Genomic DNA, 706 nt, shown 5'->3' on the forward strand with positions numbered 1-706 from the left:
TCGATCAGATCCGGGTCAGAGAAAGCAGCATTTGCGCAGGAGCCACGAGCTCGGTCTGTTGATATGCCTCTGGTCCGCGCATCGCCATACCGGCCCGCGGTCACATCAGAACCGCACACAGAGGCCTGATACATGACCGCACCCGATCACACGCTCGCGCCGTTCAAAAACCACTTGCATCAATGGGGGCATCCATACATGCACAAATCGTCTGATGGCCAGGCTACCCCTTTCCCCGGACGGACTTATCCAACGGCCTCTGTGACTGGTATGCCAAGGGCGGTGTAGCCGTTCATGACGGCGATGCGGATGTGGACTTCCGCGACCTGTCGGTCGAAGTCCCGCGCCATGAGGCGCTGTCCGAGCAGTTTCATGCAGTGCATCTTGGTCTCGACGCGGCTTCGGCGGTGGTATCCGCTCCCGTTTCGCCAGATTGAGCGGCCGAGGTATTTTGATGCACGCAAAGCCTCGTTTCTGGCTACCGCACCTGCGGTGACAGTTTTCCACGGCTTGGCGTTTTTGCGGGGTGGGATGACGGCATTCGCACCGCGGTCAGCGATGGCATCATGGCACTTGCGTGTGTCATAGGCACCGTCTGCGGTGACGCTCGCGATCTCCTCTTGGGCTGGGATCTGGCTGAGCAGGTCAGGCAGGATGCGTGCATCGCCGATATGGCTCCCGGTGATCTCGACAGCCCGGACCTCCA

At 60.5% G+C, this 706-nt stretch carries 1 protein-coding gene; it reads right to left on the reverse strand.

The features are described 5' to 3' along the window. Positions 1-245: 245 nt before the first annotated feature. Positions 246-706: IS5 family transposase (locus tag FQ320_RS25315; RefSeq protein WP_148476010.1), on the reverse strand; the 461-nt coding region annotated here is incomplete at its 5' end.

Source organism: Oceaniovalibus sp. ACAM 378 (genome assembly GCF_008085915.1).
In the GTDB taxonomy this organism is placed as follows: Bacteria; Pseudomonadota; Alphaproteobacteria; order Rhodobacterales; family Rhodobacteraceae; genus Oceaniglobus.